The sequence below is a fragment of the Vibrio sp. SCSIO 43132 genome (assembly GCF_019904195.1).
GTDB classification, from domain to species: domain Bacteria; phylum Pseudomonadota; class Gammaproteobacteria; order Enterobacterales; family Vibrionaceae; genus Vibrio; species Vibrio nigripulchritudo.
On the sequence record NZ_CP063199.1, the window covers coordinates 913,979 to 933,159 of the forward strand.

Genomic DNA, 19,181 nt, shown 5'->3' on the forward strand with positions numbered 1-19,181 from the left:
CCGTGGTAAGCATTTTAAATCTTAACGCGATTAGGCTTCATTAAGAGCCAGAAAGCGGAACAAATCTTTGGTGCTAACATCTTCTTCAATTTTGGTGCTAAAGACATCAGAAAAAGAAATGTTCTTAATATTACAGCGGTTTTGATACGACATAATGTAACGCTTCATACTGCTGTTTACTGGAAACACGCAATGAACGTCTCTGCCGTCTAAAAATTGGTTATCAGCCATATCCCAAAAGCTTTGGGCTGAGTTGCAAATTATGGTTCTCATTGAGTTTATGCTCGCAAGTTGTGGACTCTCGCTTCCTAGCATTTGACCCTAAATTAGAGGGAACCTCCGTGTGGCAGTGAATGTTTCTCAATGATCTGACGTTGTACTCGTAAAGAAACACTCATCTGAATTTGAACGCTGGAAAAGGTGACCCTCTCCAGCGGCGGTGATTGTACCAGCAGTTTTGCAGATGAAAAGTCAAAATTTAACCAATTTCATCGTTAATTTAGCAACCTATTATAAATCAGTTGCTTATAAATGAAGTTTTTTAGTATGAGGTTCTATTAAACAACTCTGAGCTGTAAAATCTTCGATCTTCTTTGGTAGTTATATAAATCCTGTTTTTCACCCGGGAGCGCGTCAATGCCAACTTCGGTGAATCCTTGCTCTCTGAACCAATGGATACTTCTTGTAGTAAGCACAAATAAGTTCTCTAAGCCTAGGGTTTTAGCCTGATTGTAGATGTGCTTGAGCAGATGAACTCCGCGGTTGCCATCCCGATAATCTGGGTGGATAGCAACACACGCCATTTCAGCCGTTTTAGCTTCAATATAAGGGTAAAGCGCGGCGCAACCGATGATCATTCCGTCTTTTTCTATGATAGTGAACTGGTGGATCTCTTGCTCAAGCTGTTCGCGAGAGCGACGAACCAGTATCCCCTGTTCCTCAAGTGGACGAATCAAATCCAAGATACCGCCGATGTCATCAATGTCAGCACTTCGAACCTGCTCCGCACTGGCCATTACGATTTGCGTTCCGATACCATCCAACGAGAACAATTCCTGCAAAATGGCGCCATCAAGTTTATAACTGACTAAGTGGCTTCTTGGCACGCCAGCTCGGCAAGCGGCTATTGCAGCTTTCAGGAAGCGAATGGAACCACGACGTCCATTTTCGTCACCTTCTTTCGACAATCTTTGTTGAAGGATCTCTTGAGCACCTTTAGGAAACAGCTCAGCAATAACGTCGCCGTTGTCGTCGATAATGCCCTGCTCTGAGCTGAATCCGATAAGTTTGTCGGCGTTGAGTTTGATGGCAACCTGTGTGGCGACTTCTTCAGAAAGTAAGTTAAAACTTTCGCCAGTAACCGAGCAGCCGATAGGACCAAGAAGCACAATGGAACCCTGCTGCAAAGTCCGATAAATGCCTTCGGTATCGATTCGGCGAATTCGCCCGCTGTGGCAGTAATCAATACCATCATCTACGCCAATAGGTTGAGCAACAATGAAATTTCCGCTCACAACATTAAGTTGCGTACCTGCCATTGGGGTATTGTTTAAACTCATAGAAAGTCGGGCGGTAATGGCGAGTTGAAGCTGACCTGCTGCTTGCATGGCGACACTGAGTGCATCTTCGTCTGTCACCCGTATGCCTTTGTGGTATGGCGTGTGGTGATCTTGTTTGTCCAGCAAGCGGTTTATCTGAGGTCGTGCGCCATGAACCAGTACAATTTTTACCCCCAGACTATGCAGTAGGGCAATGTCACTAATTATGTTACCGAAGTTCTGATCTTCAAATGCCTCACCACCGATCATGACCACCATGATTTTGCCACGGTGGGCATTGACATAAGGTGCGGATTGCCTGAATCCTTTTACCAGTGCTGTGCTTCTTATTTTCACTATAAAATCTGTCCGTGACTAAATATGCTAATTTTATGAGTAATTATTTTTGTATATTGACTCCTATTTGAGATTTGTTCAATGAAAATTTTCGAACTGTGCCAAATAAAGTCCATATGTTGAGTAAAATATGTATGGTATGGTTTAGACTGACTAATATGTCGTCGTTGGTTGGTCTTTCTGTGAAAGTTTTTGGGCTCGCCGTGGTATCTGTACACACTGTTTAGGAAGTAGAAGTGATGAGTAGTGCAATGAGCAAGCTCTGGCAGGGAGGTCGTCAGGATATGTCTTATTATCTGAAGGCGGGATTACTCTTAGGTACGCTAGTTGTCGGGGTTGGGGTTGGCTTATATCACGTCCTTAACCAGTACAATGCGGAGCAAAAAGAGTTGCGAAAGCACATCTACGGACACTGGGTCGAACAGAATGTCGCACCCTATATGCGAGACTCATACACCATTAAACAGGAAGGGGTGTACAGAGACGGCCGCTTAATCGCATCGGACTTCAGTTTTAATGGCAATGAGCTCAAATTCAGCAGTGGCGGCTCTAAGCATGAGTTCATCATCATCTCAGAGACATTCAAAAAAATGCGCCGCATTAAACCGGAGCATTACGAGTCTATCTTCCTCAATACTAATCCGCAGCCGGTTGTGTTAAATCCAAGCAATTAGACAGAGAGTGTATTGCTGATGGCGATATATTTTGCCATGCTGATACAAACCTTTATGTCTGGATGTTTTTGTGTTTAAAAAATTTCTTTGCTTTGGTGCGGTAGCAACGTTAGTGGGTTGTGCCGCCCCAACCGAGCGAGGTCAACAATACCTCGACGGTGAATTCTCTTCTGCGCTCAATCAAACCGAGCAAATCGAATCCAACAAACCTCGAAATTATCTGGCATTTAACGCCCAGGCAGAGCAAGTTCTCGTGAAGTCGCCTTCGATGTCACGAACTTTCCAGCCTTTATACGAGCAGCTATCGGCGTGGACACTAAACAGTGGCGATCCAAAAGAACTGGCTAATTACGGTATTCAGGCAGCGCAGCTTGGTGGTGGTGACGACAAAGGCAACGTGTTGTTTACCGGCTACTTCTCTCCAGTAATTGAATTGCGCCATCAGCCGAATGACACGTTCAAATACCCTGTCTACAAAATGCCTACCTGTGAAGAACAATGCCCGACACGAGCCGAAATTAACAGTGGTGCGCTTGAAGGAATGGGGCTTGAACTTGGCTATGCGGCAAATATGATTGACCCGTTTATTATGGAAGTGCAGGGCAGTGGTTTCGTGCATTTTGAAGACGACGATACTCTGGAATACTTTGCCTATGGCGGGAAAAACGGGCATCCATACGTCAGCATTGGTAAGGTGCTGATTGAGAGAAATCAGGTTCCACGAGAAAAAATGTCTCTTAAAGCGATCAAAGAATGGGTTCTCGCACAGGAAGAAGAAGTTGTTCGTGAACTGCTTGAGCAAAACACCTCTTATGTTTTCTTTGAACCAAGACAGGCAGCACCAGTAACGGGTACGGCAGGCATCCCACTGCTTCCTATGGCTTCGGTCGCTGGTGACAGAAGACTCTTTCCAATGGGCACACCCATTCTGGCAGAAGTGCCGCTTTTGAACGCCGATGGCACATTCAGTGGAGCGCATGAGTTGCGTCTTTTGATTGTTTTGGATACTGGCGGTGCAGTGAAACAAAACCATCTCGACTTATACCATGGTATGGGACCAAGAGCCGGAACTCAGGCTGGTCATTACAAGCATTTTGGTCGGGTTTGGAAATTAGGTTTAGAAGCATCCGCGACGCAATCACCTTGGGCACTGCCACCTGAAAAGCGCGATTAAACGTGTAGGCTAGACTTTTTGATGAAGAGTGCGTATAAATCGCACTCTTTCTTTTTGAACCCAATTTTGCACAAGGCGACATCATGCAAGACAACCTTCCTCCAGCATCCGAGCAGTACGATCAGCGATTTGGCGGTACAAGGCGGTTATATGGAAACTCCGAAGTGGAGATCCTCAGGGCGTCGCATGTGTGTGTCGTTGGAATTGGTGGTGTGGGTTCTTGGGCGGTAGAAGCATTAGCCAGAACGGGGATCGGCGAGCTGACCCTGATCGATATGGATGATGTATGTGTCACTAATATTAACCGTCAGATCCATGCCTTGAATGGTACGGTTGGTCAAAGCAAGATTGAAGTGATGGCAGAGAGGGTAAAGCTGATTAACCCGGAATGTAAGGTTAATCTGATTGACGACTTTATCTCACCGGACAACTTGAAAGAATACATCAGCAAAGATTTTGACTATGTACTGGATGCCATCGACAGTGTCAAAGCAAAGGCTGCCTTGCTGGCGTTCTGCCGCAGCAATAAAATCAAAGTAGTAACGACAGGCGGTGCTGGTGGTCAGGTAGATCCGACGCAAATTCAGGTCGCGGACTTAACCAAAACCATTCAGGATCCACTGGCAAAGAAAATCAAAGACACATTGCGTCGTCACCACAATTTCCCGAAGAATCCACAGCGAAAGTTTGGTATTGAATGCGTATTCTCAACCGAACAATTGAAGTACCCGCAAGCAGATGGCAGTGTGTGTGCCACCAAATCGACAGCGGAAGGACCAAAACGCATGGACTGCGCCAGCGGTTTTGGTGCTGCAACTGTAGTGACCGCCACCTTTGGCTTTGTTGCCGTATCGCGAGTTGTTGAGAAGCTGATTCAGCGCGGGCTGAAGAAGTCTTAAGATAATCCATCTGAAGTCGCCCGATACAAATGTTGGGCTTTTTTATGCCAGTAATCCGTGGGCAACTGGTGGTGAAAGTGGGTATAATCCCTACCAGTTAATATTCAAAACCTAATCAAAATAATGAGCAATTTCCCTTCTTCCCCATTTGGTACTGACATTTCTAGTGAGCAGATTGCTGAAACCATGCAAGGTTTTAAAAGCTGGGAAGACCGTTACCGACAGGTCATTCAGTGGGGTAAGAAACTGCCCGATATGCCGGAAGACCTAAAAGCCGATACTGTGACCATTTCTGGTTGTGAAAGCCAGGTTTGGTTTGTCGTAGAAAAGGTGGGTGAGCAGTGGCATTTTTGTGCCGACTCTGATGCCCGAATTGTACGTGGTTTGATAGCGATAGTGCTCGCTGCCTACGAAGGCAAAACCTCAGAGCAGATTCAGAGTTTTGATATCGACGCTTACTTCGAAGTGACAGGTTTGTTTACTCACCTGAGCCCCTCCCGAGGTAATGGTCTGAAAGCCATTGTTAAGCACATTCAAACCATTACTCGTTAAGCTTTTATTTTCTATCCTGAAATGGATTAGGCGTTACTTACCCATTTCGTGGAAATGAAGTTGTGGAACCGGAATCATAGGTTCAGCGACACTCCAGGCATGCGGTTTACCAGAAAGCCGAATGACGATTTCCATCGCAAATTCCAATGCGCTGCCAGGCCCCTGGCTGGTAATGAGCTTGTGTATAACGTCTGTTACAACACGCTTAACTCGCCACTGTGCCTCTGGAATGTGTTTTTCAAAACTAGGGTGACATGTCATGATGGCTTCTGGGTACAAGTCGTGTGTTTGAAGGACTAAGGCGGGAGCTGCACATATTGCCGCCATCCAACGTCCTTCATACATGTGCTGCTTGAGCATCTCGATCAGAAGCACACTGTCGCGGAAAGTTTCTGAGCCGGGCACGCCTCCTGGTAAAGCGATCACATCAAACTGCTCATCCGCTACTTCAACTAATTTGCAGTCCGCCGTCAGAATAACACCTCGAGATGCTTTCATGGTGAGTGAGCCCTCAGGGTCGACGCTGGCAATCGTCACATCGTAGCCAGCGCGCACCATGATATCGATGATGGTAACCGCTTCCATTTCTTCTGTGCCCGGTGCGATCGGGACCAGTACTTTAAAACTCATGATGAACTCCAGCTTTGTTCGATTCTTTGTATTTCATCCAGTAAAGATTGGTTTACTGGGGTCGGAATACCGTGCAGTCTGGCTTTGCTGACTACGTATCCCGTTATAAATTCTATCTCAGTCTTGCGTTGATAAAACACATCTTGTTGCATTGAAGAGTGATTTTTCGCTGTGGCATTTATGACTAAATCGACTTTGCCCCGAAGGTCGGAATAGTTCGCTTCTTGCTGCTCAGCCTTCATAACAACCGCCACTTCTTTGACTATGGCATCTAATGTTGACTGATATTGCTCCTGAGCCAGATCTCCGTTCAAACACCGTTCTATGGCGGTCAATGGATTGATGGCACAGTTGATGGCGAGCTTGTCCCACAAGGCATGTTGAATATCAGGGTTCCAACTTACTTCTGGCATTGCGTGATTGAGGACTTCTGCTAAAAAGTCACAGTGACAGCCTTTGGCATTAATACCACCCAGTTGAGTCACTCCGTGACCTGTGTGCTGAACCTGATTCGCTGATGGCTTGTAAGCGGCTTGCGTTGTGGTGCCAAGCACGACAGGGAAATCTTTAATACGCTCTGATATCGCGTCAACCGCCCCCATTCCATTGTGCATAAATAGCAGAATGGTGTCGGTGTTCAGTTTCGGCAGAATTGGGGTAATTGCTTCTTCTACCTGCCAGGCTTTGACAGTGATCAGGATGAGATCGGCGTTTGCCAGATCGTTATCGTCGTTGCTTCGAAACTCGATAGGAGCCTGTTTGTCTTTGGCAAGGTGCAGTGTTTCAGCAGTGCAACTGCGACTCCAAAGAGACACATTATGCCCAGCATCGTGCAGGGACGTTGCCCACAACGCACCAACAGCCCCAGGACCAAGAATGGTAATGTTCAAACTGAAATGCCTTACAGAGAGAAAGTTGCAGCAAGGATAGCGAGAGCAGGAAAAGATGCAATATCTGGCGGGGTTTCTTTGAGTTCGAATATATATTCGAACAAAAATGGCGCTAAAAAGCGCCACTTATTAAATTACAGGACTTCGATTTAGAAGTTGTACTGTACGCGGTAGATTAGAGCATCACCGTAATCACGACCGTCGTTAAACTCGCTCTTCACGCCCAGCTTGTTCTGGAAGTAACGGTAAGTCAGAGCTGTAGAGAAGTTGTCTGTTACGTGCCAGAAAAGGATAGCTGCACCGTTCAGACCGGTTTTGCTGCCTTGGTCTTCAGCGTAAGCTTCTGCGCGATCAAATTCGATTTCGTTCCAGTTGACTAAAGCAAAGTTCTGACCGAATGCTTCAAAGTTGTAGCCCGCAGACCAGCCCGCCATGTAACCGTTGTTACCGTTGTAACGGAACTCAGATCCAAAGTTAGACCAAGCATTTACCTGATGAACACCTACCCAAGGTTTGAACCACCAGTCTTCGCCAGTCAGTTTTGTGTAACCAACACCCAGAACACGGTTCTGCTCACTTTGTGCAGAGTTATCGTGGTTGTACACTTGCGCGTAAAGACTCGCGCCAGATTCACCTAGATAAACATGAGCCTGACCTTTTAGAGATGCTTTGCGATCTTCTGCAGACTTTTCGATGCTCTCGTAATCGTAGAAACCGTATAGTTCACCCCAGCTAAAACCAGCACCACCTTCAATACCCAGAACAAACTGGTTGCGGTTTGCAGCACCTTCAATTGCCTGTGGTCCGTGATCCCAGCTTTGGTGATCAAGGTAAACGCCACCGAATCCGTATAGATATTCTGCTTGAGCTGGAACAGCAACCGCTGCTGTCGCGAGGCTAAGTGCTAAAAATGACTTGCGCATGGTTCTTCTCTCTTAGTTGAATTGAAACGATCTCAATCCATGATCTGTAAATCCGATGCAGCGCATTCTATATATTTACTTCTCATTTGGAAGTGCAAAGAAATGAAAATAGAAAACGATTTCGTGACTCTGATCATGTAATTGATCTTATTTGTTAACTTTGTCAATTAGGTGCAATATTAATCAGCGTTTTCTTAATGACAAAATTGTTAATTTGGGAAAAACGTTTTCGTTCTTACTTTCAACAGAGTTGGGAATGCAGATATTTCTTAGCTGAAACATCCGTGGTGCCTGCATTTGTGCGGTAAATGGAAAAGAGTGGTGATCGTGATATTGGAAGTTCTCGTAAACCCAAAACATAAAGATAAGGAAGCGAGCATGTCACTCATTACTAAAATATTTCCCTTGAGTTCGGTTGTTTTGCCAGAAGGCAAAATGAACTTGAGGATTTTTGAGCCCAGATATAAACGTCTGGTTAAAGAATGTTGTCAAAACGGAGAGGGGTTTGTTATTTGTTTGGTCTCAGACAGCAACGACGCTTCTCCACATAACATCTCTCAGATAGGTACTCTGGTAGAAATCGTCGATTTCGAAACTCTAGACGATGGTTTATTGGGCATTACTGTGTACGGTAAGCAGCGTATCAGGGTTAAACGAGTGTGGTCAGAACATGATGGTCTGAGAGTGGGAGAAATTGAGCACCTTCCAAACTGGCAGACTCACAGTTTCGGAGAGAGTTCAGAGCACGTAGCCAAGCAACTACAGGAAGTGTATCAGCAGTTTCCTCAAGTGAAAAAGCTCTACGAACAGTGCTTCTTTGATGATGCCACATGGGTGAGTCAACGCTGGCTCGAGTTGTTACCTATCAATCAGTCCAAATTCGATCTGTTGGTGTCGCAAGATTCATGCATTGCCACGTTAGATTTTTTATCGGATGCCATAGACAGTAAATAAGTGATCTTTTTTTCCGCTGCATCGTATACTCACTTTAATAAGGACAATATCCAATCAGGGATATACCCAGTTCGATGTAAGGAACGATCATGAGCAAGACGCTAGAAGCAGGCTCCGGAACACAAACCAAATCGTCAGGGTTAGATCGGGCACACTGGTCTACCTGTATGGCTAAAATACAAAACGGCGACAAACAGGCTTACGCTGAAGTATTTCGGTTCTTCTCACCAAGACTGAAAACTTTTGTCATCAAACACGTGAGTAACGAGCACGTTGCTATCGAAATCATTCAGGATACGATGGCGATGGTATGGCAGAAAAGCCACCTGTTTGATCCAGCAAAAAGTTCTTTGTCGACCTGGATCTACACTATCGCGAGAAACTTAAGTTTTGACCTGCTCAGAAAGCAAAAAGGCAAAGACTTACACGTTCACTCTGAAGATATTTGGGCGAGCGATTACTGTCCGCCGGATCTTGTTGACCATTACTCGCCGGAACAAAACATGTTGAAAGAACAGGTTGTCCGTTTTTTAGACGTGTTACCACAAAGCCAGAAAGACGTGGTTAAAGCTGTTTATTTAGACGAGCTGCCGCACCAGCAGGTGGCCGATATGTTTGATATACCGTTGGGGACCGTGAAGTCACGTTTGCGACTGGCGGTAGAGAAATTGCGCCATTCAATGAATGGGGAGTCGCTATGAGTTATCACCCGGATTTAGAAATGTTTAAAGCTTACGTCGATGGGACAATAGACCCATGCCACGGAATCATGGTGGCAGCTCATCTTGAAACATCCAGCGAATCCAGACAGACGGTTCAACGTCTGGAAGCGGAAGCGGCGCAAGAGATGTTCAGTGCTGATGTAACTGAAGCCGACACCGACCTACCGGAAATGGAAGATATGTTGTCTTCAATTATGGGCATGAAGCAACTTAAGCCAGATACACAAGTTAAAGAACAGCCCGCAAACCACCACATTGAGCTGAATGGCAAGAAATTTGTTCTTCCCAAAGCACTGCGAAACCATATCACTCGTATTGGTGAATGGCGAAGTTACGGTGGAAAGGTTTACAGCGCTGCTGTCGAACTGGAAGAAGAAGGTGCCAGAATGAATCTGCTTTATATAAAAGAAGGGGTTCAGGTGCCACAACACACTCACAAAGGGATTGAAACGACTTTAGTGCTACACGGCGGATTTACAGACGAGCATGGTCACTATGATGAAGGTGACTTTATGACTCGGGATGCGTCTGTGAAACATTCACCCCAGACTCCAGAAGGACAGGACTGTCTGTGCCTAACTGTGTTAACCGAGCCAATGATTTTCACACAAGGCGTAGCAAGAGTGTTCAACCTGTTTGGTCGCGGTGTATTTCCTTAATCTTTGTTTCTCTATACATAAAAAAACAAAGTCCAAGAAAGAAAAAGAGGCTCATTCGAGCCTCTTTCTGTAACCATTGAACTGGGCGTTACTCCTGTCCTTTCGCTTTTAAGCTTTCTTCATAGGCATCTTCCTTTGCCTTGTCCAAAAGCCTTGCGAAGTAATGTCTTAGGGAATAAAGCATTAACAGGCTTGGAATGACCATCAACGATGTAATGATAAAGAACGTCGTCCAGTCGTCCAGAAAGTCAACCAGCTCACCGCTGAATGAAGCCAATGTTGTTCTGCCAAAGTTACCCAGAGAAGCCAACAGCGCGTATTGAGTCGCAGAGAAGGCTTGCCCGGTCATTGCCGTTAGGAACGAAACAAAAGCGACAGTCGAGAATGCTGTGGTGAAGTTATCAATCACAATAGTCGCAAAGAACAGCGTTTCGCTTGGACCTGCTTTTGCAATCCAAGCAAACATCAGGTTACTTGCCGCCATCGCGATACCGCCGATCATCAGACCGCGGACAATGCCAAACTTCACATTGACCATACTGCCCAAAATGGTGAACAGGATAGTGAAGCCCCATCCAATTAACTTGGAGTAGTAACCAATCTGCTCGTTACTAAAGCCTACCTCTTTGTAGAAGGTGATGGACATTCGACCCAGGAAGGCTTCACCAATCTTGAACAGGAAAACAAACAACAGCAGCGTGACAGCAACCTGAACACCGTTACGACGGAAGAAGTCATAGAACGGCTCAACGACGGTTACAGTGAACCAGGCAGCCACAGGAGAACCTACAAGTTGTGAATGACGCTCTTCGGCTTGTTTCTGGAGCTTTTCACGATCGGTTTTCGGTTCGCCAACCAAAATGGTAAATAGAATGAGAATGCCGACAATCACCGCCATTCCATAAAACACACCATTCCAGCCAATACTGTCTGCATTAATAAAGGCGAGATAACCCGGTAATGAATACCCCGTCCACCAGCCAACAACTGCCATCGCAGAGGCTTGTGGAAGTTTGTTGGATTCGGATTTCGGAAAGGTATCAATACGGTAAGCATCGACAGCGATATCTTGTGTCGCCGAGGCAATGGCAATACCAAAAGCGATCATTGAAGTGATCATCAGATTTTTAGCGGGGTCGACACCTGCTATGCCAAGCGTGCAGATTAAAATGACGACCTGACAAAGTAAGATCCAGCTTCGGCGCTGACCAAACAGTGCATTTAGAACGGGTAATTTTACGCGGTCGACTAAAGGTGCCCATAAAAAGTTAATTGCGTAGACAGCGAAAATAGAACCGAAGTAGCCAATGGCTGCGCGAGTTAATCCGGCATCTTTTAACCAGCCAGACATGTTGGAGCCGATAAGCACCCATGGAAAGCCGCTGGAGCAGCCCAACATAAATACCCAGAGCAAGCGTTTGTCGAAGTAACTACGGATAGTTTCAAGCCAGGTCATGTTGCTTGACATAGAACACTCCTTGTAAGAGAGAAAAGAAAACGCTGGCGAGGAGCCAGCGTTTTTTTAATTATTATTTTTGTAGTGTGACTTTTTTCACCACGATTGGCTCTACAGGAATGTCCTGCATGCGTCCCATGGATTTGGTTGGCTTAGTTGCCATTTTCTGAACCACTTCAAACCCTTTTGTGACCTTGCCAAAAACCGCGTAGCCAGGGTTAGCAGCAGAGTAGTTTAAGAAGTCGTTGTTTTGTAGGTTGATAAAGAACTGACGAGTTGCAGAGTCCGGATTGGACGTACGTGCCATCGCAATTGTTGCGGCGTCATTCTTAAGCCCGTTACTCGCTTCATTCTTGATGGGAGCATAGGTTGGAAGACGACCCATCTTGGCGTCAAAACCGCCTCCCTGAGCCATAAATCCTGCAATAACGCGATGGAACTGAGAACCTTCGTAGCTTCCATCTTCTACATAGCGAAGGAAGTTTTTCACCGTGGCAGGGGCTTTGGCTTCATCCAATTCAACTGTAAAGGAACCCAAGTTGGTTTCGAAGACCACGCTTTGTGCCCAGGCTGGTAATGAAAAAAGGCATACCAAAGATAAAATCAGGCTGCGCATTAGAATCTCTCCTTCATGTAATTAAGAAGTTCTTTATCGTTAGCAATTTCTGCCAGAACCAAGTCCACAACATCATTCAATACAAGTTCAATGTCTTCATTGGATGCCGATAAAGTGCCAGTCTTTTTCGCAGTACCGTTGTAGGACTTAACCAGCTTACCGCGTGGTGTTTCAGCCGTAACCTGCAAGGTCACTTTGGCGTCCAGTTCGTTTTCCATCAGCGTATTGGATACATTGACCAGCGCTTCCTGAACTTCCAGACTTAGTGTGTTGTTGCTGTTAGCGACCAGTTGAAAACCCTGAGACACCAACTGTTGATATACAGCGGTTTCAATAGCAATACGCAGGTTTTGCTTGGTATGGATTGGTTGTGTAGAGCGACGACCGCTATTCACCAGCGCAACATATTGAGAGGTACGAATGTCGCGGCTTTCTAAAGAGAAAGACTGACCATCGACCAATTTAACGCTGCTAAGGGTAGGGGTTGGCGTGAGGTTGATTTGCTCTTCTTTCTGAGGAGAAGCACATGCTGCCAACAAAATCACAGATGCAGCAAGTATCAATTTTCTCATGACTAATTCCTTTAATTAAACAATCTCGCAGGATGGTTTTTTAGGGTCTGTTGACCTTTCGCGGTTAAATTTTGTTCGAGCTATAAGCGTTTTAATCGCGGCGCAAGGTTTTTAGCCTAGTCACTCTAAGCAAATACCTTGCAACAAAGAGTAAAACGCTTATAGCCGAACCCTTTGGGCAGCGTTTGTGGCTCCTTTCTACTGCGTTATCGCTTATTGATGTAGAGCGACTACACCGAATAAGCGCTGCCTTGTATAAAGAACCCACAATTCGCTGCAAAAATCAGCTCGAAAGGTCAACAGACCCTATTTCTTAGTGGCTTGTAATATAACAAATTTACTGTTGGATGCGACGAGCTTCACCTGCGATTTTCCAAATAAACGTTCAAGTTTTATATCGTAGCCCAGGTGACGGTTGCCAATAACAAATAAATCCCCTCCGCTATTAAGAACATGCTTTGCATCACAGAACATCTGCCATGCGATGTGGTCAGTAATGGCTTGTTGTTGATGGAACGGAGGATTACATAACACTAAGTAAGTACTCTCTTTTTTAAAACCATCAAGGCAATTATTGGCGATACACTGGATATTGCGATCTTCTCCCAGGTTTTCTGTGAGATTGCGCTTTGCTGATTCCACCGCCATGTAACTTTCATCCACACAGGTAATGCGAGCCTGAGGATTAAGTTGACCCGCTTTTACAGCCAGAACGCCATTCCCACATCCTAAATCGACAATATGGCGTAAATCCTTATCTTGAGGGATATGTTCCAGCATGAAGCGAGCACCCAAGTCGAGCCCTTCTCCAGAGTAAACGTTGGCGAGGTTCACCAGTTCAAAGTTCTCACCTTCGACTTTCCATCTTGTTTCTGGCTCTACCGTTGGCGGTTGCTCCGCATCTAACGTTGAAAACACCAGACGGTGCTTTTTCCATGCCAGCGATGTCGTTGTCGTCCCCAAATGCTTTTCAAATAATTTGAGTGTCGAGGTATGAATCTCTTTTGCTTTATTGACTGCAATGACTTTGCAGTTTTTGGGAAGAGTTTCTTTTAACTGGCTAAGTTGCCACGTCAGAAACCGGTTGATTTTTGGAATTTGCATCAGAACTAGATCAACGTCGCTTGGGATTGATTCTAAGCTCGTTAAAAACTCAATCTTATTACACTGGTTACGTTGCAAATTCTTCAAAGCACCACGGTGAGAGATGAACGAATCTGTCATCATGGTGACTTGGTATTTTTCTGAAAACCAACACGACAAAGCGCCAAAATGATCATTTAAGATCAGAATTTTACTGCCTTCTGCCAGCTGAATTTCATCCTCGACATGGTTGATGAGATATTCGTCGCCGGCATTCCATGCTTGTAGGGTTTCTTGAGCTTTTTTGGGGAAGCGATGTAAGGTCAGTTTTCGACCTCGAAGTTGTAACTCGGTGTTCATGGAATAAGGTAGGTAGTGGGCTAAGTGCGCATTGTCGCAGAAAGCGCAGTACGCGAGCAACCGGAAGTTAGCTGCTTATCTTTGTAAGTTATTTTTCGGCTCTCTTTTATCGTGTTTTAAGAAAGCTTAATAAAAGATGTTCGGTCTGATCTAAGAGATAAGCTTGATGGCTTTAATTGCAAGAAAATCAGATCAAAGCCACTTTTTTATCGATTGCTGTGTCATATATCGTGTTTATTCCGTATACCCAAATGAATTAGATTTGAGTCAGGATCGTGGGAAAGAACATAGCGAGTAGAGTTAAGTCCGAATATAATCTTATCAATACACAATAAGGTGAACCGCTTACAGCAAGGAAAGGACATGATTCAAGAAATCATTGAGCAAAAACTGCAAAACGAATTTCAACCTAAGCATTTGGAAGTGTTGAATGAAAGCTATATGCACAATGTGCCTAAAGGTTCAGAAAGTCACTTTAAAGTGATTATTGTGAGTGAAGCATTTGAGGGGCTACGTTTAATAGGTCGTCACCGCAAAGTAAATGGTGTATTGACAGAAGAATTAGAAAATCACATACACGCTCTCTCTATTCATACCTATACTGAATCAGAATGGTTACAACAAACAGGTGGTGCTCCAGATAGCCCAATGTGTTTGGGTGGAAGCAAACTGGGGTAACAAATAAAACAATAAGACTTTAGAAAACGGCTCATTTGAGTGTGTTTAAAGTGCTTTTGCGTTTTAAATGTCTGTTGAGTGAATATTTGTGAACGAAATGATTTGTTAAAAAAACTTATAAATAAAAATGAATGGGTTAGATCCAGTTATTTTTATGATTTATTAACATTTGTGCGACAGTTCAAACTTATTCACATTGACTAGCTAATCTGTAACCAACAAACGAAAAATTACAGATTAATCCGGTGCATGGTCATGGCATCACCTTCACAAAAGATGCTAGACTATCGCACCTGATAAAACTCGCATTTTTTTGTGACGAGTTATTTAAGAGGATGTTGCGATTTTGACCAGGGTGTCAGGTCAAAACCGGACACAAAATGTCGTGTCTAACTTTTACGCAATTAAAAGAATCTTTTTCCCGATAAAGTAGTGCAAGTGCGTATGATTACAATAAAGAAGGGTTTGGATATTCCAATTTCTGGAGTTCCATCCCAGGTGATAAGTGATGGCAAGTCCATCAATAAAGTCGCCTTGCTTGGCGAAGAGTACGTTGGAATGCGTCCTACGATGCATTGTCGCGTAGGCGATGTAGTGAAAAAAGGTCAAGTTCTTTTTGTCGACAAAAAGAATGAAGGCGTTAAATTCACTGCTCCAGCGAGTGGTAAAGTCATTGAAATTAACCGTGGCGCTAAGCGCGTACTTCAATCTGTAGTAATTGAAGTAGAAGGTGATGAGAAAGTGACTTTCGACAGTTACGCAGCCGATAAACTAGTCAGTCTTGACCGTGAAGCGATCAAAACTCAGCTAGTTGAATCTGGTATGTGGACTGCACTTCGTACTCGTCCGTTCAGCAAGGTTCCTGCGATCGAGTCTTCAACTCAAGCTATCTTCGTTACGGCAATGGATACCAATCCATTGGCAGCAGATGCTGGAGTTATCATCAATGAGCAAGCCGAAGCGTTTACCGCTGGTCTAGACATTATCTCTCGTCTGACTGAAGGCAAAGTTTACGTATGTAAAAATGGCAATAGCCTGCCTCGCTCATCTCAATCTAATGTTGAAGAACATGTATTTGATGGACCGCACCCTGCTGGGCTTGCTGGCACACACATGCACTTCTTATACCCTGTTAATGAAGCTGTATCTGCATGGAGCATCAACTACCAAGATGTGATTGCATTTGGTCAGCTATTCCTAACAGGTGAGCTATACACTGATCGTGTGGTTTCTCTGGCAGGTCCAGTTGTAAACAACCCACGTTTGGTTCGCACAACTGTAGGTGCAAGTCTGGAACAACTGGCTGATGGCGAGTTGATGCCTGGCGATGTACGTATTATTTCCGGTTCTGTGCTTGCTGGTACCCAAGCGAAAGGTCCTCATGCCTACCTTGGTCGTTACCACCTTCAAGTATCTGCAATTCGTGAAGGCTATGAGAAAGAGCTATTTGGCTGGGCAATGCCTGGTAAGAACAAATACTCGATTACTCGCGCATATCTTGGTCACCTGTTCTCAGGTCGTCTATTCAACATGACAACAACGACCAACGGTAGTGATCGTTCTATGGTGCCAATCGGTAACTATGAGAAGGTACTACCTCTGGATATGGAACCAACTTTGCTGCTTCGTGACCTGTGTGCCGGCGATACTGACAGTGCTCAAGCACTGGGTGCGCTAGAGTTGGACGAAGAAGATTTGGCATTGTGCACCTTTGTGTGTCCTGGCAAATATGAATACGGCGAGTTGCTTCGTGAATGTCTAGACAAGATCGAGAAGGAAGGTTAAGTCATGGCCCTGAAGAAGTTTCTTGAAGATATCGAGCACCATTTTGAGCCAGGTGGCAAACACGAGAAATGGTTTGCTCTGTACGAAGCTGTAGCAACAGTTTTCTACACACCAGGTTTGGTGACAAAACGTGGTTCTCACGTTCGTGATAGCGTTGATTTGAAACGTATCATGATCATGGTTTGGTTTGCGACTTTCCCAGCAATTTTCTGGGGTATGTACAACGCAGGTAACCAAGCAATTATGGGTCTGAATCATCTTTACCAAGGTGCAGAGCTTGCAGGCGTTGTTGCTGGCAACTGGCACTACTGGTTAACCGAGATGATTGCGGGACCACTCTCCCTGGAAGCGGGGTGGGGGACCAAGATGATTCTTGGTGCAACCTACTTCTTGCCGATCTACCTGACAGTCTTTGTTGTGGGTGGTTTCTGGGAAGTCCTTTTCTGTATGGTTCGTAAGCACGAAGTTAACGAAGGTTTCTTTGTTACCTCTATCCTGTTTGCGTTAATCGTTCCACCAACACTTCCTCTATGGCAGGCAGCGCTAGGTATTACCTTCGGTGTTGTTGTTGCGAAAGAGATCTTCGGTGGTACAGGTCGTAACTTCCTTAACCCAGCGCTTGCAGGTCGTGCTTTCCTATTCTTTGCTTACCCAGCACAAATCTCTGGTGACGTAGTTTGGACTGCGGCAGATGGTTTCTCAGGTGCAACTGCTCTAAGCCAGTGGGCTCAAGGCGGTAACGGTGCACTAGTGAACACAATCACTGGTGAAGCAATCACTTGGATGGATGCATTCCTAGGTAATATCCCTGGCTCTATTGGTGAAGTGTCAACTCTGGCACTGATGATTGGTGCCGCGTTTATTGTCTACATTGGGGTTGCCTCGTGGCGAATCATCGTTGGTGTTATGTTGGGTATGGTGGCAACGTCATTCCTGTTCAACATCATCGGTTCAGACACGAACCCACTGTTCAGCATGCCTTGGCACTGGCACCTTGTTTTGGGTGGTTTTGCATTTGGTATGTTCTTCATGGCAACCGACCCAGTATCAGCTTCCTTTACCAACAAAGGTAAATGGGCATACGGTGCATTGATTGGTGCTATGTGTGTGATGATTCGTGTAGTTAACCCAGCTTACCCTGAAGGTATGATGCTGGCGATTCTATTCGCGAACCTATTCGCACCTCTGTTCGACCACGTAGTGATCGAGAAGAACATCAAGCGGAGAAAAGCACGTTATGGCAAGTAATAACGATAGCATTAAAAAGACGCTGGGTGTTGTTGTCGGATTGAGCCTGGTTTGTTCAATCGTTGTATCAACAGCAGCCGTAGGTCTACGTAGTCAGCAGAAAGCTAATGCTGTACTCGACAAACAAAGCAAGATCGTTGAAGTTGCAGGCTATGAAGCAGGTAGTGCTGCAGAGGTTCGTTCACTGTTTGGTGAGAAAATCGAACCGCGTCTGGTTGATTTTAAATCAGGTGACTTCATTGAAAAAACAGAAGATGGCTTCACTGCGGCTGACTACGATCAGCGTAAAGCATCGAAAGATCCTTCTTCGTCAATCAAACTGACCGCTGACGACGACAAAGCGAAAATCATTCGTCGTGCCAACACGGGTATCGTTTATCTGGTTAAAGATGGCGACGCAATATCTAAAGTGATTATCCCTGTTCACGGTAATGGTCTATGGTCAATGATGTACGCGTTTGTTGCGGTTGAAACCGACGGCAACACAGTTTCGGGCATCACTTACTACGAGCAGGGTGAAACTCCTGGACTTGGTGGTGAGGTTGAAAACCCAAGCTGGCGTGCACAGTTCGTAGGCAAGAAATTGTTCGACGAAAACCATCAACCAGCAATCAAGGTTGTAAAAGGTGGAGCTCCTGAAGGTTCAGCGCACGGCGTTGACGGTCTATCAGGTGCAACACTGACTGGTAATGGTGTTCAAGGTACATTCGACTTCTGGTTAGGTGACAAGGGCTTTGGTCCGTTCCTAGCTAAAGTTCGTGACGGAGGTCTGAACTAATGTCTGGTGCACAAGATGTTAAAAAGAGCCTGTTAGCGCCTGTATTGGATAACAACCCAATCGCGCTTCAGGTACTGGGTGTGTGTTCTGCACTTGCAGTAACCACCAAACTAGAGACAGCATTCGTTATGACACTGGCGGTAGTATTTGTTACTGCATTGTCTAACTTCTTTGTTTCTCTTATTCGTAATCACATTCCTAACAGTGTGCGTATCATCGTTCAGATGGCAATCATCGCATCACTGGTAATCGTGGTAGACCAAATCCTGAAAGCATACCTGTACGACATCTCTAAGCAGTTGTCTGTATTCGTTGGCTTGATCATTACAAACTGTATTGTAATGGGTCGTGCTGAAGCATTCGCGATGAAATCGGCTCCACTGCCATCTCTAATCGATGGTATTGGTAACGGTCTGGGTTACGGCTTCGTTCTTATTACTGTTGGATTCTTCCGCGAATTGTTTGGCTCGGGCAAACTATTCAACATGGAAGTACTTCCTCTAGTGAGCAACGGTGGTTGGTATCAGCCTAACGGTCTGATGCTTCTTGCACCGTCTGCATTCTTCCTGATCGGCTTCCTTATCTGGGCGATCCGTACGTTCAAACCAGAACAAGTAGAAGCGAAGGAGTAAG

Annotated in this window: 21 protein-coding genes; 12 read left to right on the top strand and 9 right to left on the bottom strand. The window is 45.2% G+C overall.

Annotated features, from left to right (window positions below):
• Positions 1 to 30 precede the first annotated feature (30 nt).
• Positions 31 to 231 carry an exonuclease V subunit gamma gene (locus INR79_RS04110; RefSeq protein ID WP_153286226.1) on the bottom strand — a complete coding sequence of 67 codons (201 nt, stop codon included), beginning with the start codon at positions 229 to 231 and terminating at the stop codon, positions 31 to 33.
• A 326-nt stretch (positions 232 to 557) separates the two neighbouring features.
• A complete protein-coding gene (gene argA, locus INR79_RS04115; protein ID WP_022549847.1) occupies positions 558 to 1,895 on the bottom strand; it encodes an amino-acid N-acetyltransferase in 1,338 nt (445 codons plus the stop codon).
• A 239-nt stretch (positions 1,896 to 2,134) separates the two neighbouring features.
• Here argA and INR79_RS04120 point away from each other — a divergent pair, with 239 nt between their 5' ends.
• From INR79_RS04120 to csdE, 4 genes are all read left to right on the top strand, one after another.
• Complete coding sequence (locus INR79_RS04120; RefSeq protein WP_004402997.1) at positions 2,135 to 2,569, top strand: DUF2850 domain-containing protein; 435 nt, start codon at positions 2,135 to 2,137, stop codon at positions 2,567 to 2,569.
• Positions 2,570 to 2,639: 70 nt separating this feature from the next.
• Positions 2,640 to 3,743 (top strand): murein transglycosylase A, encoded by a 1,104-nt coding sequence (gene mltA / locus INR79_RS04125; protein ID WP_045961763.1) that lies wholly within the window; start codon positions 2,640 to 2,642, stop codon positions 3,741 to 3,743.
• Between the two features lie 83 nt (positions 3,744 to 3,826).
• Positions 3,827 to 4,642, top strand: coding sequence for a tRNA cyclic N6-threonylcarbamoyladenosine(37) synthase TcdA (tcdA, locus tag INR79_RS04130; protein ID WP_004402999.1), 816 nt, complete (start codon positions 3,827 to 3,829; stop codon positions 4,640 to 4,642).
• 123 nt (positions 4,643 to 4,765) lie between these two features.
• The gene (gene csdE / locus INR79_RS04135) at positions 4,766 to 5,194 is read left to right on the top strand and encodes a cysteine desulfurase sulfur acceptor subunit CsdE (RefSeq protein WP_004403000.1); all 429 of its coding nucleotides are present in this window, start codon (positions 4,766 to 4,768) and stop codon (positions 5,192 to 5,194) included.
• Between the two features lie 33 nt (positions 5,195 to 5,227).
• On the opposite strand, the gene INR79_RS04140 is transcribed toward csdE, so the two are convergent.
• From INR79_RS04140 to INR79_RS04150, 3 genes are all read right to left on the bottom strand, one after another.
• Entirely contained in the window at positions 5,228 to 5,824 is a 597-nt protein-coding gene (locus INR79_RS04140) for a DJ-1 family glyoxalase III (protein WP_223096123.1), read from the bottom strand.
• Positions 5,821 to 6,714 (bottom strand): 2-dehydropantoate 2-reductase, encoded by an 894-nt coding sequence (panE, locus tag INR79_RS04145; RefSeq protein ID WP_223096125.1) that lies wholly within the window; start codon positions 6,712 to 6,714, stop codon positions 5,821 to 5,823. Before panE ends, INR79_RS04140 begins: the two co-directional genes overlap by 4 nt.
• Before the next feature lie 149 nt (positions 6,715 to 6,863).
• Positions 6,864 to 7,637, bottom strand: coding sequence for an outer membrane protein OmpK (locus INR79_RS04150; RefSeq protein WP_004403006.1), 774 nt, complete (start codon positions 7,635 to 7,637; stop codon positions 6,864 to 6,866).
• Positions 7,638 to 8,015: 378 nt separating this feature from the next.
• Here INR79_RS04150 and INR79_RS04155 point away from each other — a divergent pair, with 378 nt between their 5' ends.
• The 3 genes from INR79_RS04155 to INR79_RS04165 all read left to right on the top strand — a co-directional run bounded on the left by INR79_RS04155 (position 8,016) and on the right by INR79_RS04165 (position 9,972).
• On the top strand, positions 8,016 to 8,591 hold the full coding sequence (locus tag INR79_RS04155; RefSeq protein ID WP_022612838.1) for an LON peptidase substrate-binding domain-containing protein: 576 nt from the start codon (positions 8,016 to 8,018) through the stop codon (positions 8,589 to 8,591).
• A gap of 167 nt (positions 8,592 to 8,758) precedes the next feature.
• The gene (locus INR79_RS04160; RefSeq protein WP_045961902.1) at positions 8,759 to 9,292 is read left to right on the top strand and encodes a sigma-70 family RNA polymerase sigma factor; all 534 of its coding nucleotides are present in this window, start codon (positions 8,759 to 8,761) and stop codon (positions 9,290 to 9,292) included.
• Positions 9,289 to 9,972: a ChrR family anti-sigma-E factor gene (locus tag INR79_RS04165; RefSeq protein WP_223096126.1), complete on the top strand. Its 684-nt coding sequence runs from the start codon at positions 9,289 to 9,291 to the stop codon at positions 9,970 to 9,972. Before INR79_RS04160 ends, INR79_RS04165 begins: the two co-directional genes overlap by 4 nt.
• Positions 9,973 to 10,060: 88 nt before the next feature.
• Here INR79_RS04165 and INR79_RS04170 read toward each other — a convergent pair whose 3' ends face one another.
• The 4 genes from INR79_RS04170 to INR79_RS04185 form a co-directional block, all read right to left on the bottom strand.
• A complete protein-coding gene (locus tag INR79_RS04170) occupies positions 10,061 to 11,440 on the bottom strand; it encodes an AmpG family muropeptide MFS transporter (RefSeq protein ID WP_022591697.1) in 1,380 nt (459 codons plus the stop codon).
• A 61-nt stretch (positions 11,441 to 11,501) separates the two neighbouring features.
• A complete protein-coding gene (locus tag INR79_RS04175) occupies positions 11,502 to 12,044 on the bottom strand; it encodes a peptidylprolyl isomerase (protein ID WP_022549856.1) in 543 nt (180 codons plus the stop codon).
• Positions 12,044 to 12,616, bottom strand: coding sequence for a YajG family lipoprotein (locus tag INR79_RS04180; protein ID WP_004403012.1), 573 nt, complete (start codon positions 12,614 to 12,616; stop codon positions 12,044 to 12,046). The genes INR79_RS04175 and INR79_RS04180 overlap by 1 nt, the downstream gene beginning before the upstream one ends.
• 306 nt (positions 12,617 to 12,922) lie before the next feature.
• Positions 12,923 to 14,059: a methyltransferase gene (locus INR79_RS04185; protein ID WP_223096127.1), complete on the bottom strand. Its 1,137-nt coding sequence runs from the start codon at positions 14,057 to 14,059 to the stop codon at positions 12,923 to 12,925.
• A 363-nt stretch (positions 14,060 to 14,422) separates the two neighbouring features.
• On the opposite strand from INR79_RS04185, the gene INR79_RS04190 reads away from it, so the two are divergent.
• The 5 genes from INR79_RS04190 (at position 14,423) to INR79_RS04210 (ending at position 19,180) form a co-directional block, all read left to right on the top strand.
• Positions 14,423 to 14,737: a BolA family protein gene (locus tag INR79_RS04190; RefSeq protein ID WP_004403014.1), complete on the top strand. Its 315-nt coding sequence runs from the start codon at positions 14,423 to 14,425 to the stop codon at positions 14,735 to 14,737.
• 444 nt (positions 14,738 to 15,181) lie between these two features.
• Complete coding sequence (locus INR79_RS04195; RefSeq protein ID WP_022549858.1) at positions 15,182 to 16,522, top strand: Na(+)-translocating NADH-quinone reductase subunit A; 1,341 nt, start codon at positions 15,182 to 15,184, stop codon at positions 16,520 to 16,522.
• A gap of 3 nt (positions 16,523 to 16,525) precedes the next feature.
• On the top strand, positions 16,526 to 17,770 hold the full coding sequence (locus INR79_RS04200; protein WP_004403018.1) for an NADH:ubiquinone reductase (Na(+)-transporting) subunit B: 1,245 nt from the start codon (positions 16,526 to 16,528) through the stop codon (positions 17,768 to 17,770).
• Positions 17,760 to 18,548 (top strand): Na(+)-translocating NADH-quinone reductase subunit C, encoded by a 789-nt coding sequence (locus tag INR79_RS04205; protein WP_004403025.1) that lies wholly within the window; start codon positions 17,760 to 17,762, stop codon positions 18,546 to 18,548. The genes INR79_RS04200 and INR79_RS04205 overlap by 11 nt, the downstream gene beginning before the upstream one ends.
• Complete coding sequence (locus INR79_RS04210) at positions 18,548 to 19,180, top strand: NADH:ubiquinone reductase (Na(+)-transporting) subunit D (protein WP_004403027.1); 633 nt, start codon at positions 18,548 to 18,550, stop codon at positions 19,178 to 19,180. The genes INR79_RS04205 and INR79_RS04210 overlap by 1 nt, the downstream gene beginning before the upstream one ends.
• Position 19,181 lies beyond the last annotated feature (1 nt).